We start from the raw sequence: 15956 nt of genomic DNA on the forward strand, positions 1-15956 counted from the left end.
CCCTATGCCATGTAGCGCGCCATGACGGAACGCCCCCCGACCGCGAAAAAGACGAGCCGCGTCGCGCCGCCGGCCGAGCGCCCCCGCGTGGGTGCGCCGCGCGCGATCGCCGACCTGATGCCGGAGATCGGCCGTACCGCATTCCGCAAGTTCGGTTTCGTCCAGTCGAGCATCGTCACCCGCTGGAACGATATCGTCGGCGCAGACTATGCCGCGATCACCGCGCCCGAATCGATCCGCTTCCCGGTTGGCCAGAAATCGGGCGGCACGCTGCAACTGACGGTGATGAGCGGCCATGCGCCGATGATCCAGCATGCGCTGCCCGACATCATCGAGCGGGTGAACCGTTTCTTCGGCTATGCCGCCGTCGCCAAGGTGGCGATGAAGCAGGGCATGGTCGGCCCAGCGCCGGTCGAGCGGCGCCCGCCGCCCCGCAACCTCAAACCCATTCCGGTCGAGCTGGGGGATTCCCTGCGCGACATCGGTGATCCGGAATTGCGCAAAGTCCTCGAATCGCTGGCACAGGGGCTTGCGAATTCGAATGGCCTGCCCAAGATCGGTTGATGCAACCCGCCCCGTCCGGGGCGATGCCTTAGGACTGCCCCATGACCAAGTTCCGCCTTTCCCTGCTTGCCCTGATCGCCGTTCCCGCCATCGCCGTCGCCGCCGCGCCCAACTGGGTCGCGCAGGTGGTGCGTTCGCCGATCGGCGGCCATGTCATGGGCAACCCCGCCGCGCCGACCAAGCTGGTCGAATATGTGAGCTATACCTGCAGCCACTGCGCCCATTTCGTGAATGACGCGAGTGCATCGCTGAAAGCCGATTATGTGAAGGGTGGCAAGGTCAGCGCCGAAGTGCGCAACGCCGTGCGCGACAAATATGACCTGACCGCCGCGCTGCTCGCCCGTTGCGGCGGCGCCAAGCGCTTCATGGGCAATCATGAGGCGCTGTTCGCCAACCAGGATGCCTGGATGGAGCAGATCATGGCCTATGACAAGGGTGCGGCCAAGCCGACCGAGCAGAAGGCAGCGCTGCGCGACATCGGCCAGAAGACCGGCCTTTATACGCTGATGAACAAGCGCGGCTTCAGCAATGCGCAGCTCGACGCCTGCATCGCCGACCCGGCATCGGAAAAGGCGATCCTGGCGATGACCGACGAGGCGTGGAACAAGGTCAAGATCACCGGCACACCCGGCTTTGTCGTCAACGGCACGCTGGTCCAGGGATCGACCTGGGAGTTGCTCAAGGCCGCATTGCCCGCAGCCGCCCGCTGATCTAAACCGTCCCCAACTATCCATAATTCGGAGCGTCGCCCGTCGTGAAAGTCCTGTCCGGCCTTGCCCTTATCGCCCTGTCCCTGACGCTTGCCGGTTGCGGCAAGAAGGATGAGGGCAATGCAACCTCCGCCGCGCCGATCGCCGCCGTGGCCGCGCCCGCCGGCACCAGCTGGTCGGAAACCGTCGCCGAAACGCCCGAGGGCAATTTCGTGATGGGCAATCCCGCCGCCAAGCTGAAGCTGGTCGAATATGGCTCCTTCACCTGCAGCCACTGCCGCGACTTCGCCCATGAATCGTCGGAAGAACTGAAGGCGATGGTCGATAGCGGTAAGATCAGCTACGAATTCCGCGTCTATGTCCGCGACCCGATCGACATCACGACGGCGCTGCTGGCCCGTTGCGGCGGCAAGGACATCTATTATCCGCTGTCGGAACAGTTCTTCGCCAACCAGAGCGCGATGTTCGAAAAGGCGCAGGGCCTGGGCGACGCCCCCTATCAGGCGATGGTGTCGGCGCCGCCGGCGCAGCGTTTCGGCCAGTTGGCCAACGCGCTGGGCCTCATTGACTATGCCAAGCAGCGCGGCATCGCCGAGGATCAGGCCAAGCAGTGCCTGGCCGACACGGCAACTGCCGAGAAGCTGGCCAAGGGCGTCGAGGCGGCCAATGCCCAATACAACATCTCCGGCACGCCGACCTTCCTGATGAACGGCGTGGTGGTCGAGAATGCCTCGTCCTGGCCGGTGCTGAAGAACAAGCTCAAGGAAGCGGGTATCTGATTGGCGCAAGGGGGGGCGACATCTGAAGGCCTGAGGCCCAAGGAGACCGGGGCGGCACCCTGCCCCGGCGTTTCCCCATGCAGATAAAGCGGCTCAAGCTTTCGGGCTTCAAGAGCTTCGTCGATGCGACCGAATTGCGCATCGAGCCGGGTCTGACCGGCATTGTCGGCCCCAATGGCTGCGGCAAATCCAACCTCTTGGAAGCGATCCGCTGGGTGATGGGCGAATCCAGCGCCAAGTCCATGCGCGGCGGCGGCATGGAGGATGTGATCTTTGCCGGCACCACCAGCCGGCCGCAGCGCGACTTTGCCGAAGTGTCGCTGCTGACCATCCAGGAACAGGGCGAACTGTTCAACGCGGTCGATGTCGGCGCGGATGGCGAACTGGAAGTCACGCGTCGGATCGAACGCGGCGCGGGCAGCGCCTATCGTGCCAATGGCAAGGATGTGCGCGCCAAAGATGTGGCGCTGATCTTCGCCGATGCCGCCACCGGCGCGCACAGCCCGGCACTGGTCAGCCAGGGGCGGATCGCCGCCGTCATCGCCGCCCGGCCACAGGAACGGCGCGCCATGCTGGAAGAGGCCGCAGGGATCGCCGGCCTGCATGTCCGGCGCAAGGATGCCGAGCAGAAATTGCGCGCCGCCGAGGGCAATCTGGCCCGGCTGGACGAGATATTGGCCGACATGGACAGTCGCGCCGGCAATTTGCGGCGTCAGGCGCGCGCGGCGGAGCGCTATATCCGCCTGTCCGAACAGATCCGCATAGCCGAGGGCCGGGTGATCTTCGCCCGCTGGCGCGAAGCCAATGCCAGTGCCGAGGCGGCGCGGGCCGAGGCGAAGCTGGCCGAGGCGACGGTGGGCGCGGCGCAAGAGGCGCTGACGGCGGCCAATGTCCATAGCGGCGCGGCCGTAACCGCGCTGGCCGAGCGGCGGGCGGAGGCATTGGCGACGCGCGATGCCGCCAGCGAATCCGGCCACCAGCTCAACACGCTGAAGGCAGAGCGCGACGGGGTGGTGCGCCGGCTGCATGACCTGGCGCAGCAGGCGGCGCGGCTGGACGAGGATCGCGAGCGCGAGGGCACGCTGGCCAATGACGCCGCCGAGGCGATTGCGCGGCTGACGGCCGAGGTCGCGAGCCTGAAGGGCCGGATTGCCGAGACCGAGGCGATGCGCCCCGATTTCGCCGCGCGTATCGCCCGCGCCGAGGATGGCGCGCGCGATGCCGAGCTGGACCTCGCCAAGGCGATGGCCAAGCAGGCGGGCGAGCAGGCCGAGTTGCGCGTCGCGGAGGCGGCACTGGCGGCGGCGCGCGACCGGCTGGGCCGGGCGGAGCAGGCAATGCGGCGGCTGGAGGGGGAGGCGGCGGCCTTGCCCGATGCCGCGCCGCTGGAAGCGAAGCGCGACGAGGCAGCGACGGCGCAGGTCCGCGCCAATGCCGATCGCGAGGCGGCGGAGGCGGCGATCGCAGCGGCCGAGACGGAGCGGCAGGTGGCGAGCGAGGCGCGGTCGGCAGCGGAGGCGGCGCTGGCATCGGCGCGGGCCGCGCTGGCGGCGCTGGACAGCGAGGCGACGGCACTGCGCAAGGCGATCGATGCCGGCGGCAGCGGCCGGGCGCGGGCGCTCGACCAGTTGAAGGCGGCGCCGGGCTATGAGCGGGCGCTGGCGGCAGCGCTGGGCGATGATCTGGAAGCACCGATCGGGGCGGAAGGGCCGCGTCGTTGGGCGGGCGCTGACGCGTTGAAGGATGATCCCCGCTTGCCCGACGGCGCCAGCCCGCTGGCCGCGCATGTGACCGCGCCCGCAGCGCTGGCGCGGCGGCTGGCGCAGGTAGCGGTAGTGGAGCGCGACATCGGCCAGGCGCTGCAGGTCGGCCAGCGGCTGGTGACGCTGGATGGGCAATTGCGGCGCTGGGACGGCTATGTCGCGGTCGAGGGCGGCGCGGCGGCCGCCGAACGGCTGATCCGCATCAACCGGCTGGAGGCGATCGATGCTGCGCGTCCGGCAGCGGCGCAGGCGGTCGAGACGGCACAGGCGGAGCAGGCCGAGGCTGGTGCGCGCGAGAAGGCGGCGGTGGATGCGCTCGCGGCCGGGCGCACCAAGCTGGGCGATGCCGACCAGCGGCTGCGCACTGCGCTGCGCGCGGCGGACGAGGCGGCGGGCGCGCTGGAGCGGCTGAGCGGCAAGCGCGAGGCGATCGAGGAACGGCTGGCCGAGGCGCGGCGCGACCAGGCGGCGGCGCAGGCCGAACATGACAAGGCGTCGGCCGCGCGGGCCGCCCTGCCCGATGGCGCCGAAACGCGGGCGCAGGTGGCGGCGCTGTCGCAGGCGAGCGAGAAGGCGCGCATGGCCGTCAGCCAATTGCAGGCCGACCAAGCGCTGGCCGACCGGGCACTGTCCAGCGACCGCGAGCGCATGGCGGCGGCCGATGCCGAGGCCAAGGGATGGAACACCCGCGCCGGCGAGGCCGCCAAGCGCATCGCCGCCATGGCGACGCGCGGCGAGACGGTGGTGCAGGAGCGCGCCGCGATCGAGGGCCAGCCCGAGGCACTGGGCGCCACGATCGCCACGCTGACCGAGGAGCGCGAGGCGCAGGTCGAACGCGCCGAACAGGCCCGCCGCGCCGAGATCGAGGCCGAGGCGACGCTGAAGGCGGCCGAGAAGCGTGCCGCCGATGCCGGCGAGGCGCTGGCCGGCGCGCGTGAGGCGCGGGCGACGGCGGTGGCGCGGGCAGAGGCGGCGGACGAGCGGCGCATCGAGACCAATCGCCTCTCGGGCGAGCGGTTCGAATGCCCGCCGCCGGTGCTGCCGGAGAAACTGGGCTTTCCCAGCGCCGACATCCGCATCGCCCAGAGCGAGCAGGCCGAGCATGACCGACTGTCGGCCGAACGCGAGCGCATCGGTCCGGTCAATCTGGTCGCGGCGCAGGAGCTGGAGGAACTGGAGACGATCCAGGCGACCAGCCGGGCCGAAAGCGCGGAACTGACCCAGGCGATCAACCAGTTGCGCGGATCGATCGGCAGCCTCAACCGCGAGGGGCGGCAGCGGCTGCTGGCCGCGTTCGAGGCAGTGGACGGGCATTTCCGCCGGCTCTTCACGACGCTGTTCAATGGCGGTCAGGCGCATCTGGAACTGATCGACAGCGACGATCCGCTGGAGGCGGGGCTGGAGATCATGGCCCAGCCGCCGGGCAAGAAGCTGGCGGCGCTGACCCTGTTGTCGGGCGGCGAGCAGGCGCTGACTGCGGTGGCGCTGATCTTCGGCCTATTCCTCACCAATCCGGCGCCGATCTGCGTGCTGGACGAAGTCGACGCGCCGCTGGACGATGCCAATGTCGAGCGTTTCTGCGACCTGCTCGACGCGATGGTCGCCCAGACCCGCACCCGCTATCTGATCGTCACCCATAATGCGGTGTCGATGGCGCGCATGCACCGACTGTTCGGCGTCACCATGGTGGAGCGCGGCGTCAGCCGGCTGGTGTCGGTCAACCTGCACGGCGCCGAGGCGCTGCTGGCGGCGCAATAGGGCCAGCGCCGCGCAACCGGTCCTTGCCGCCACGCGGCGACTGGCGAAGCTGGCGGCCTGATCACGGAGTTGTGCCATGGACCTGCCGCCCTTTGCCCTCGACCATTGGCTGTCGGCCTATGATTTCGCGACGCCGCCGATCGCCTATAATCTGGCGTCGAGCACCGGGCCGCGCTGGAGCGTGGCGGAAATCTGCGCGCTGGGCGACGCGCCGCTGGCGATCGACGACACCGTGCTGAGCTATGCCCCGCCCGAGGGAAGCGCGGCCTTGCGCGCGGCGATCGCCGCCTTTCATGACAGCGAAGCTGACAGGGTGGTGGCGACCACCGGATCGTCGGAGGCGCTGTCGATCTTCTTCTGCCTCGCGGCGCGACCGGGCGCGCATATGCTGATGCCGAATCCCGGCTATCCGGCCTATGCGGCGGTGGCGCAGGCCTGGGGACTGGGGACGCGGCACTATGCGCTGACGCGAGAGACCGGCTTTGCGCAGGATGTGGATGCGATCCTGGCGCTGGTCGATGGCGACACCGCCGGGGTCGTGGTCAACACGCCGCACAATCCCAGCGGATCGGTGATGCCGCGCGCGGAGATCGCACGGCTGGCGGCGGCGCTGGCCGAGCGCGGCGTGCCGCTGCTGGTCGATGAGGTCTATCATCCGCTCTATTTCGGTGCGCCGCAGCAATCGGCCGCCGGCATCCCCAACGCCTATGTCACCAGCGACATGTCCAAGGCGCTGTCGCTGCCGGGATTGCGGATGGGCTGGATCATCGCGCCCGACGACGCGCAGCGCGCCCGGATCATCGACGCGCGCAGTTATTTCACGATCAGCAGTTCGCCGCTGCTGGAGCGGCTGGCGACCCATGCGCTACGGCACAGCCCAGCCATTACCGATCGGTTGAAGGCCGTTGCGACTGTCAACATCGCTGTCCTCGACCAACTGATCGCCGGGGCCGAGGGCAAGCTGCAATGGGTGCGGCCGCAGGGCGGCACCACCGCCTTTCCCTGGCTGGGCGACGGGCGCGACAGCCGGCCGCTGTGCGAGGCGCTGGCGGCGCAGGGCGTGCTGCTGGCGCCGGGCGATTGTTTCGGTCAGCCGGATCATATGCGGCTGGGCTTCGCGCAGCAGGCCGAAGGCTTTGCGATCGCGGCGGAGCGGATCGCGACTGCCCTCACCATAGTTTAGCTCCGGCCGAACCAGCCCTTCATCCGGCGGAACAGGCCGCGCTCGCTGACCGCTTCGAACATCTCGTCCGGGCCTTCGGGATCGAGCACCTCATTGTCGGCGAGCCAGGCCTGGACATCGGCGAGGTCCGGCACCTCATAGGGGCGCAGGGTGCGACCCGGCTTGGTGCGCAATTCCTCGATCGCGGCGATCAGGCCACGCTGGGCGATTACCGCCGACACACGCTCGCGCGGCAAATCGAGATGCTCGGCGATCAGGTCGTCGCGAATGGCGAGAATGGTTTCCTGCCGGCCGTCATTGCCGGGCAGCGCGGTGTCGATCACCACGTCGCATTCGGTATCGAGCCGCATCGAGCGGTTGTTCATGTTGGACGAGCCGACGCGGATCAACCGATCGTCGACGATCAATATCTTGGCATGGACATAGATGGGGGCGCCGCGCGTGGTGAAGGGGTGATAGATGCGCAGCTTGCCATGCGGGTCGCGCTCCTTGAGCGCCTCGAACAGGCGGGCGCGGGCGGTATCCATCGCCTGCTGTTCCAGCCAGCCATCGGCCTGGAGCGGGTTGATGATGACGATGTCCGGCCCGTCGGGATCGCCGAGCCGCTTGGCGATCGCCTCGGCAATGCGGCGCGAGGCGAAATATTGGCTTTCGGCATAGATGCAGTGCCGGGCGGCCGCGATCTGGTGGAGATAGAGCTTCTCGATCTCGATCAGTTCGTCCTGATCGTCCATCTTCGGCGCGGAGCGGGCGATGGCGACGTCGACATGCTCGAAATGGACCGGCAGGGCATCGGGCCAGCAATCATATTCGCCCTCAACCGGGGCCAGTTCATCACCGCCGGCGCCGACCCAGCGAGCGCGGGCATGGTCGCCCAGCGCCATCGCCACCGGTCCCTGCAAGGCGGTCGTCGCATCATGCCAGGGGCCATAGGGCGAGCCGTCGGGATGGCGGCGCCCCAGTTCCTCATCGCGATGATGGCGCGTGTCCCAGCGGTCGCCGGTCATGTCGATGCCGCCGCAAAAGGCGAAGCAATCGTCGATCACGACGATCTTCTGATGATGCGAGGCGGCGGGAGGATGATGGCCGTCCAGCTTCACCGTGACGCGCGGATGGGCCATCCATTTGAGCGTGGTGAAGAGGTTGGTCGGCCGGACCATCGACTTCATCGCGCCCATGTCCCAGCGCAGCAGATAGATTTCCAGGTCCGGCGTGCGTTCCACCAGCCAGCTGATGAAGTCGCCGATCACCACCGGCGCGCCATCATCGGCCTGGTCCTCGCGGATCAGGCTGATCGCGGCGTCGAAATCCCAGCCGATCAGCATGATCCGCTTCTTCGCCTTCAGCATCGCGGCGCGGGCATGGCGGAAATAGGCGTCGGCATCGACGATCACGCTGGCGCGCACCGCCTGTTCGATGCGCCAGCAATCCTCGCCGGGGGTGGGCAGACCGGTCATGCTCATACGCCGGCACTCCCGACGACCAGACAGGCAAGGAACATCAGCAATCCTGCAAAACGGTTGGATCGGAATTTGACGAGCGGATCGGTGCCGTCTTCCTTCAGCGTGCCGACCTGCCAGAACAGATGGGCGGCCATCGGCGCCAGCGCGACCAGCGCCAGAAGCTGCGGCCGGACCTGCCAGATGGCGCTGGCCCACAGCGCAAGCGCGACGAGATAGCAGAGCGTCACCCCGCCCCGGACATGACGGCCCATCGACAGGGCGCTGGAGCCGATGCCGATCAGCGCGTCATCCTCCCGGTCCTGCAGCGCATAGATGGTGTCATAGCCCAGCACCCAGAAGATGCAGCCGGCATAGAGGCACAGTCCCGGCAGGGTCAGCGCGCCGGCAATCTCGCTCCAGCCGACCAGCGCCGCCCAGGAAAAGACGATGCCGAGCCAGACCTGCGGCCAGCCGGTGATCCGCTTCATGAAGGGATAGGCGGCGACCAGCGCCAGCGAGCCGAGCGCCACGATCTGGGCATGGAGGCTGAGCTGCAACAGGACGATGAGGCCGATCAGGCAGAGCGCGAGCAGCCAGGCCCAGGCGGTCTTGACCGACATCGCGCCGCTGGCGAGCGGGCGGGCGGCGGTGCGCGCGACCCGCGCATCGAGATCGCGATCGACGATGTCGTTGAAGACGCAGCCTGCGCCGCGCATCGCGATGCTGCCGAGCAGCAGCCAGAGGATCAGCGGCCAGCGGACAAAGGCACCGCCCGCCAGCGCCACCGCCCAGGCGCCGGGCCAGAACAGCAGCCACCAGCCGATCGGCCGGTCGAGTCGGGCCAGCGAGGCCAGGATCCGCGGGGTTTCCGGCAGGCGCGCAAGCAGGCCGCGCGCTTCGCTGTCGGGGACGATCGACTGATTCACTGCAACTCCGTTCGTCCCGCGCTTGTCGGGAACGCGCTTTCCTCTTTAGGGAAGATCGGGCCGACGACAAGCGCGGCCGGAATGGACGAGACAAAATGACCGCTACCCCCGCCTGGCCGCCGCAGAGCGCCCCGCGCCTGCATGTCGAAACGCTGCTGGGCGAAGGGGTCGCCGTGCCGGTCGACGGCAACGGCGCCCATTACCTCATCAGCGTGATGCGGGTGAAGCCGGACGATATCGTGCTGCTGTTCGACGGCAAGTCGGGCGAATGGGCGGCGCGGGCGCGGGATATCCGCAAGCGCGACCTGGTGCTGGAATGCGTGCAGCAAACCAAGCCGCCGGAGGTGGTTCCCGATTTCTGGCTGTGCTGCGCGCCGATCAAGAAGGGGCGGATCGACCTGATCGCGGAAAAGGCGTGCGAGCTGGGCGTCGCGCGATTGCAGCCGGTGCTGACCCGGCGGGCGGTGGTCGACAAGCTCAATCTCGACCGGCTGCACGCCCATCTGGTCGAGGCGGCCGAACAGTGCGGGCGCACCGCCCTGCCGGAGCTGACCGAAATGGTGAAGCTCGACGCGCTGCTGAAGGGCTGGTCGGCGGAGCGGCATCTGTTCTTCGCCGACGAGACCGGTGGGGCATCGCTGGACGAGACATTGCGCGCCCATCCCGGCCCGGCGGCCTTCCTGGTCGGGCCGGAGGGCGGATTCGACCCCGCCGAGCGCGAGGCGATCCGGGAGACGCCGGGGGCGGTGCCGGTGTCGCTTGGCCCGCGAATCCTGCGCGCGGAGACGGCCGCGATCGCCGCGACGGCGGCCTGGATGACGGTGAATGGCGACTGGGGCTAATGGTTTTCTTCCGCAACCAATTGAAGCGGACATAGGCCTGCCTTATCTGTCGCATTCGCGCCTCGATTTGACGCGCAAAGGGGAAAGACTAAGGGCGGGGCATGAGCACCAGAACAGACTCGGGCGGACATGATCCCGTCATCGAAAGCCGCGACCAGCTGATCGCGGCCTTTGCCAAGGGCGCCAAGCCCAAGGATCGCTGGCGGATCGGCACCGAACACGAGAAATTCGTCTATTCGACGAAGGACCATCACGCCCCGGCCTATGAGGAAAAGGGCGGCATCCACACGCTGCTGATCGGCCTGACCCGCTATGGCTGGAGCCCGGTGTTCGAGGGCGAGAATATCATCGCCCTGTCCGGCGCCGACGGCACGATCAGCCTGGAACCGGCGGGCCAGCTGGAACTGAGCGGTGCGCCGCTCGACAATCTGCACCAGACCTGCGCCGAAACCGGCCGCCATCTGGAACAGGTCAAATATGTCGGCGACATGCTGGGGCTGGGCTTCCTGGGCCTTGGCATGTGGCCGGACAAGACCCGCGCCGAGCTGCCGATCATGCCCAAGGGCCGCTACGACATCATGCTGCGGCATATGCCGCGCGTGGGATCGATGGGCCTGGACATGATGCTGCGCACCTGCACCATCCAGACCAACCTCGACTATGGCAGCGAGGCGGACATGGTGCAGAAGTTCCGCGTCTCGCTGGCGCTGCAGCCGCTCGGCACCGCGCTGTTCGCCAATTCGCCCTTCACCGAGGGCAAGCCCAACGGCTTCCTGTCCTATCGCAGCCATATCTGGTCGGACACCGACCCGCAGCGCACCGGCATGCTGCCCTTCGTGTTCGAGGATGGCTTCGGTTACGAGCGCTATGCCGACTATGCGCTCGATGTGCCGATGTATTTCGTCTACCGCGACGGCAAATATATCGATGCGGCGGGGCTTTCGTTCCGCGACTTCCTGGACGGCAAGCTGTCGGTGCTGCCGGGCGAGAAGCCGACCGAGAAGGATTGGGAGGATCATCTCTCCACCGCCTTCCCCGAAGTGCGCCTCAAGAGCTTCCTGGAAATGCGCGGGTCCGACGGCGGGCCGTGGAATCGCATCTGCGCGCTGCCGGCTTTGTGGGTCGGCCTGCTCTATGACCAGGGTGCGCTCGACGCGGCCTGGGATCTGGTCAAGGACTGGAGCATGGAGGAGCGGCAGATACTGCGCGATTCCGTGCCGAAGCTCGGCCTAGACGCGCCGGTGTCGGGCGGGCGTACGCTGCGTGAGATCGCGCCGCGGGTGCTGGATATCGCCCGCTCAGGCCTGGCCGCGCGCCAGCGGTTCAACGCCGCGGGCGACAATGAGACCGGCTATCTGTCGGCGCTCGATGAGGTGATCGCCACCGGCAAGACCCCGGCCGAGCGGCTGCTCGACCGCTATCATGGCGAATGGGGCGGCGATGTCAGCCGCGTCTATGCCGAGGAAAGCTTCTGATCTTATACAGCCCGCCGGTCATTCGGCGGGCTGGGTTTCCCGCGGTGCATCCGACTTGCGGCCGACGACCCAGGCGAAGAAGCGCGGCACCGGCGCATTGCGCGCCATCCAGTCGCTATAGGCCTGATAGGCGGGATCGGCGGACAGATGCTGTTCCTCCGTCTTGGCCCGCCAATAATAGACAGCGTTGGTGACCCCCAGCAGCGCGCAATTGCGCACCATGTCGGTCAGGCTGCCCGTGGTGGTGAGGAAGGGCAGCGACGAGAACCACCAGAAGAGATTCTTGGTCAGATAGGCCGGGTGGCGGGTCCAGCGATAAGGCCCATGGGTCAATATGCCGCGATGGGTGAGGTTGGAGAAACGGATGCCGAACGCAACCGTCGCCCAGGCATAGATGGCGGTCAGCAGCACCAGCAAGGCGCCCAGCCCCCATTGCAGCGCCGGCATGCCCCGCGTCCAGACATCCCATTCGGCGCCGCCGCCATGATAGTCGAACGGGCCGCCCGCCCCCATCATGACGAAGGGCGGATAGCAGAGCAAAGCCGCAAGCCAGCCGCCCAGATAGGGATTGGCGGTGCGGATATGGGAATCCAGCGGCTTCATCGTCAGCAGATAGCCGACCGTCGCCATGCAGACGTCGATCATGAACATGATGCCGATCAGGAAACCGGTCAGCGCGACCGGCTTGTGCAGCAGGTCGTCGAGCCGCCAGTCAATGACACTGGCGAAATTGCCCGGCACGATGCTGATCATGAAGGCGGTGAAAAAGCCCTTCACCGCCCAGGCGCGGGCATGGTTGGCGACCTGCGCCATGTCCGCCTTGCCGGCCGCGCCGCCAATGACCCATTGGCCGAAGGCGAAACAGGCATCGCGCGGTTCGACCAGCCGGCGGTCGAGCCAGATGACATAGGGGATGGACAGCAAGAGCAGCCAGGGCGCCGCCGCCATCAGCAGGTCCATGGCGAAGCGATAGCTGCCGGTCCAATACCAGCGACCGATGCAGTAGCAGACGGCGATGGCCAGCCATGTCGCCCACAGGCCCGCAATCTTCACCAGGCTGGTGTCGAGCATGCTGCGAACCGAACGGGCCGGTGCGTTCCAGTCGATGCCGGTGCTGGGGTTGCGATGCACCTTGTCCACCAGCAGCGACCAGAGCACCATCGGTATGCCACAGGCGACCACCGCGGCCAGACCCGCATTGGGACCGTTCATGCCATAATGGCGCGCCACCAGGGTCCACAGGCCGAGGCCGACGAGGCCGGCAATGCCGACACCATGGCTGACGGCGGATTTGGGGCAGGGATCGGCGCTCTTGCTCATGGGACCGGGCTTATAGCCGATATTGGTAAGCAAGCCATGAAGCCCATGGCTCAACCGCCCAGTACGTTGATGGTGAAGGCAAGGATGCCGAGGTTGAAGACGAAGGCGGCGAGGCAGTGGAGCGTCACCGTGCGGCGCATGCCGGTCGAGGTGATCGACACGTCGGAGGTCTGGAAGGTCATGCCCAGCGTGAAGCCGAAATAGAGGAAGTCCCAATAGACCGGCTCGTCCGTGTCCGGGAAATCCAGGCCGCCCGCATCCCTGCCCTTGTCGTCGGCGAGGTAGAAAGCATGGGCATAGTGCATCGCATAGACGAGGTTGGAAAAGAGCCAGGCGATGACGAGCGTCGCCAGCAGCAATATGATGCTTTCCGCATCGGGATGGCCCGGCGCGCTGGCGGCGACGCCGACCGCGACCAGGATGACGATGCACACCACCCCGGTCAGCAGCAGCATCAGTTGCCGGTTCGCGTCATTGAGCACGGCCTTGCGCCGCATCTGGGCCGGGTCGGAATCGATGAGCGGCACGGCGGCAAGGCAGAAGGCGATGGCGGCAAGGTCGAACCCGCCCATCACCGCCTCATGCCAGGGCAGCCACAGCATCAATGGCGCGATCGACAACAGCAGCATGAGGAACATGCCATAGCGCCAGGGAAAGAGGGTGGATCGCTTCTGCGTCTTGGCCATGGCGCATCAAAGGCCCGAAAATGCCGCCGTGCAAGCGTTTAGAGTACGGTCGCCACCAGGCCGAGCGCGGCGGCCTCATTGGCTTCCAGATACCAGTTTTCCGGCGCGCGCTGCAGCACCTCCTCCATCGTCACCTGCGACCCCAGGATGAGATTGGCAAAGCCCTCATTCTGGATCGCGATCGATGCCTCGATCTCGTGGAGCGAGGCCTTCAATGTCGCGATGCAGGTGGAGAGCGGCCCTTCGAGATGGATATTCTTGGTGATGAGCCGCTCATGGATCATCAGCCGGGTGCCGCGCGTCAGATAGCGGTTTTCGGTGGCGAAGAAGCTCATGAAGGTGGCGCCGGCGGAATAGACGGCGGTCTTGCCAAGGAAGACCAGCCGCCGTTCGGGATAGAGATCCGAATGGAAGCGGATATCCTCCCCCATCATCCGCGCGATCTCCGGATCGCCGCCCAAAGTGGAGATTTCCACCACCACCAGACCCTGCTGCGGCGCGGTGGACAGGCAATTCTTGAAATGCAGATACATACCATGGTCGACCACGCCCGACAGCATGATCGCGGGAAATTCGAAATCCTTCGGGGTCAGCATCGGCGCGGTCATCAGCATCGTCTCTTGGTCCTCTGGCGGATGGCAATCGACCGGCATTACGCACGGGCCGCCATTTGGTGCCCGAGCGGCCATGCGCTTTTGTCTGGCGCGGGGCGCAAGAGGCTGTAAAGAACAGATCATGACCATGGGGCAATGGCAATGATCGCGAAACTCAAAGGACGGCTGGACAGCACGGGCATCGACCATGCCATCATCGATGTCGGCGGGGTCGGCTATCTGGTCGGCGCGTCGTCGCGGACGCTGGCGGCGCTCGGCCCGGTGGGCGAGGCGGTGACCATCCATACCGAGATGCTGGTGGCCGAGGATTCGATCCGGCTGGTCGGCTTTGCCCGCGCCGAGGAGCGCGACTGGTACCGGCTGCTGACCCATGTGCAGGGCGTGGGATCGCGGGTGGCGCTCGCGATATTGTCGGCGCTGGAGCCGCTGGAGCTGCATCGTGCGATCATGATGGGCGACAAGGCGATGATCGCGCGCGCCAATGGCGTCGGCCCCAAGCTGGCCCAGCGCATCGTCAATGAGCTGAAGGACAAGATCGACGCCGCCCCGGCCGGGGCGCCCGGCATGCCAGGCGTGGTCGCGCTGCCGACCGGCAGCTTTGCCGCCGATGCGCTGTCGGCGCTGCAGAATCTGGGCTTCAAGCCGGCCGAGGCGAGCGGCGCTGTGGCCGCCGCCGAAGAGGAACTGGGCGACGGTGCCAGCCTTGACGCGCTGGTCCGCCTGGCGCTGCGGAAGGCGGCGAAGTGAGCGAAGACGATCGCCTGATCACCCCCGCCCGCCGGGCCGAGGATGTCGATGCGGCGCTGCGGCCCAAGTCGCTCGACGAATTTGTCGGGCAGCAGGCGGCGCGCGAGAATCTGCGTATCTTCATCCAGGCGGCGCGCACCCGTGGCGAGGCGCTGGACCATGTGCTGTTCTTCGGCCCGCCGGGCCTTGGCAAGACGACGCTGGCGCAGATCGTCGCCAAGGAAATGGGCGTGGGTTTCCGCGCCACGTCCGGCCCGGTGATCGCCAAGTCCGGTGATCTGGCCGCCCTGCTCACCAATCTGGACGAAGGCGATGTCCTGTTCGTCGACGAGATTCACCGGCTCAATCCGGCGGTCGAGGAAGTGCTCTATCCCGCGATGGAGGACCGGGCGCTCGACCTGATGATCGGCGAAGGGCCGTCGGCCCGGTCGGTGCGGATCGACCTGCCGCGCTTCACCCTGGTCGGCGCGACCACGCGCCAGGGGCTGCTGACGACGCCGCTGCGCGATCGGTTCGGCATTCCGGTGCGGCTGCAATTCTATACCGTTGACGAGCTGGAACTGGTGGTCCGGCGCGCGGCGCGGCTGCTGGACTTGGCGATCACGTCGGATGGCGCGATCGAGATCGCCCGCCGGTCGCGCGGGACGCCGCGCATCGCCGGGCGGCTGCTGCGCCGGGTGCGCGACTTTGCAAATGTCGCCGGCGCCCCGACCGTCGATGCCAAGGTGGCGGACGCGGCGCTGCAACGGCTGGAGGTCGATCATCTCGGCCTCGACCTGATGGACCGGCGCTATCTGCACATGATCGCCGACATCTATCGTGGCGGGCCGGTGGGGGTCGAGACGCTGGCGGCCGGTCTGTCCGAAGCGCGGGACACGATCGAGGAAGTGGTCGAACCCTATCTGATCCAATTGGGGCTGATCGCCCGCACCGCGCGGGGCCGTTGTCTCAACGGGCCGGGCTGGAAGCATCTGGGCCTCAATCCCCCGGCCGGGTCGCAGGACGGGCTGTTCGACTGATCCCATTGGCGCTTGCGCCATCCGGCCAGCCTTTCTAGAGCGCGCGCTTTCCCGATTCGACGCAGCGATATGCGCCGAAACCCGTTATTGTGCATGGCCGTTACGGCAAGGCCGGGCTATAGCCAGCT

14 protein-coding genes are annotated in these 15956 nt (G+C 67.3%); 9 read left to right on the forward strand and 5 right to left on the reverse strand.

What is annotated here, in order from left to right:
* The first annotated feature begins 21 nt into the window (after nucleotides 1-21).
* From JQK15_RS08405 to JQK15_RS08425, 5 genes are all read left to right on the forward strand, one after another.
* Nucleotides 22-564, forward strand: a complete 543-nt coding sequence (locus JQK15_RS08405) for a DUF721 domain-containing protein (protein WP_214864846.1) — start codon at nucleotides 22-24, stop codon at nucleotides 562-564.
* 41 nt (nucleotides 565-605) lie between these two features.
* Nucleotides 606-1274 carry a DsbA family protein gene (locus JQK15_RS08410; protein WP_214864848.1) on the forward strand — a complete coding sequence of 223 codons (669 nt, stop codon included), beginning with the start codon at nucleotides 606-608 and terminating at the stop codon, nucleotides 1272-1274.
* Nucleotides 1275-1318: 44 nt separating this feature from the next.
* Complete coding sequence (locus tag JQK15_RS08415) at nucleotides 1319-2053, forward strand: thioredoxin domain-containing protein (protein WP_017501742.1); 735 nt, start codon at nucleotides 1319-1321, stop codon at nucleotides 2051-2053.
* A 77-nt stretch (nucleotides 2054-2130) separates the two neighbouring features.
* Nucleotides 2131-5574, forward strand: coding sequence for a chromosome segregation protein SMC (smc, locus tag JQK15_RS08420; protein WP_214864850.1), 3444 nt, complete (start codon nucleotides 2131-2133; stop codon nucleotides 5572-5574).
* Nucleotides 5575-5650: 76 nt separating this feature from the next.
* Entirely contained in the window at nucleotides 5651-6757 is a 1107-nt protein-coding gene (locus tag JQK15_RS08425) for a pyridoxal phosphate-dependent aminotransferase (protein WP_214864852.1), read from the forward strand.
* Here JQK15_RS08425 and JQK15_RS08430 read toward each other — a convergent pair.
* Nucleotides 6754-8220 (reverse strand): phospholipase D-like domain-containing protein, encoded by a 1467-nt coding sequence (locus JQK15_RS08430; RefSeq protein ID WP_214864854.1) that lies wholly within the window; start codon nucleotides 8218-8220, stop codon nucleotides 6754-6756. The genes JQK15_RS08425 and JQK15_RS08430 overlap by 4 nt on opposite strands.
* Nucleotides 8217-9125: a 4-hydroxybenzoate octaprenyltransferase gene (ubiA, locus tag JQK15_RS08435; RefSeq protein ID WP_214864856.1), complete on the reverse strand. Its 909-nt coding sequence runs from the start codon at nucleotides 9123-9125 to the stop codon at nucleotides 8217-8219. The genes JQK15_RS08430 and ubiA overlap by 4 nt, the downstream gene beginning before the upstream one ends.
* Before the next feature lie 95 nt (nucleotides 9126-9220).
* Here ubiA and JQK15_RS08440 point away from each other — a divergent pair, with 95 nt between their 5' ends.
* Both JQK15_RS08440 and JQK15_RS08445 read left to right on the forward strand, forming a co-directional pair.
* On the forward strand, nucleotides 9221-9967 hold the full coding sequence (locus JQK15_RS08440) for a 16S rRNA (uracil(1498)-N(3))-methyltransferase (protein WP_214864858.1): 747 nt from the start codon (nucleotides 9221-9223) through the stop codon (nucleotides 9965-9967).
* Between the two features lie 101 nt (nucleotides 9968-10068).
* Nucleotides 10069-11442, forward strand: a complete 1374-nt coding sequence (locus tag JQK15_RS08445; protein WP_214864860.1) for a glutamate--cysteine ligase — start codon at nucleotides 10069-10071, stop codon at nucleotides 11440-11442.
* 18 nt (nucleotides 11443-11460) lie between these two features.
* On the opposite strand, the gene JQK15_RS08450 is transcribed toward JQK15_RS08445, so the two are convergent.
* The 3 genes from JQK15_RS08450 to JQK15_RS08460 are packed head-to-tail and all read right to left on the reverse strand — an operon-like array spanning nucleotide 11461 to nucleotide 14062.
* Nucleotides 11461-12762 (reverse strand): methyltransferase family protein, encoded by a 1302-nt coding sequence (locus JQK15_RS08450; RefSeq protein WP_214864862.1) that lies wholly within the window; start codon nucleotides 12760-12762, stop codon nucleotides 11461-11463.
* Nucleotides 12763-12812: 50 nt separating this feature from the next.
* Entirely contained in the window at nucleotides 12813-13448 is a 636-nt protein-coding gene (locus tag JQK15_RS08455; protein ID WP_214864864.1) for a DUF1345 domain-containing protein, read from the reverse strand.
* 38 nt (nucleotides 13449-13486) lie between these two features.
* Nucleotides 13487-14062, reverse strand: a complete 576-nt coding sequence (locus tag JQK15_RS08460) for a hypothetical protein (protein WP_004209285.1) — start codon at nucleotides 14060-14062, stop codon at nucleotides 13487-13489.
* Nucleotides 14063-14203: 141 nt separating this feature from the next.
* On the opposite strand from JQK15_RS08460, the gene ruvA reads away from it, so the two are divergent.
* Together ruvA and ruvB are read left to right on the forward strand one after the other, a co-directional pair.
* Nucleotides 14204-14809, forward strand: coding sequence for a Holliday junction branch migration protein RuvA (ruvA, locus tag JQK15_RS08465; protein ID WP_214864866.1), 606 nt, complete (start codon nucleotides 14204-14206; stop codon nucleotides 14807-14809).
* Complete coding sequence (gene ruvB, locus JQK15_RS08470) at nucleotides 14806-15828, forward strand: Holliday junction branch migration DNA helicase RuvB (protein WP_037519314.1); 1023 nt, start codon at nucleotides 14806-14808, stop codon at nucleotides 15826-15828. Before ruvA ends, ruvB begins: the two co-directional genes overlap by 4 nt.
* Nucleotides 15829-15956 lie beyond the last annotated feature (128 nt).

Origin of the sequence: Sphingobium sp. BHU LFT2, assembly GCF_018604485.1 — a bacterium.
In the GTDB taxonomy this organism is placed as follows: Bacteria; Pseudomonadota; Alphaproteobacteria; order Sphingomonadales; family Sphingomonadaceae; genus Sphingobium; species Sphingobium yanoikuyae_A.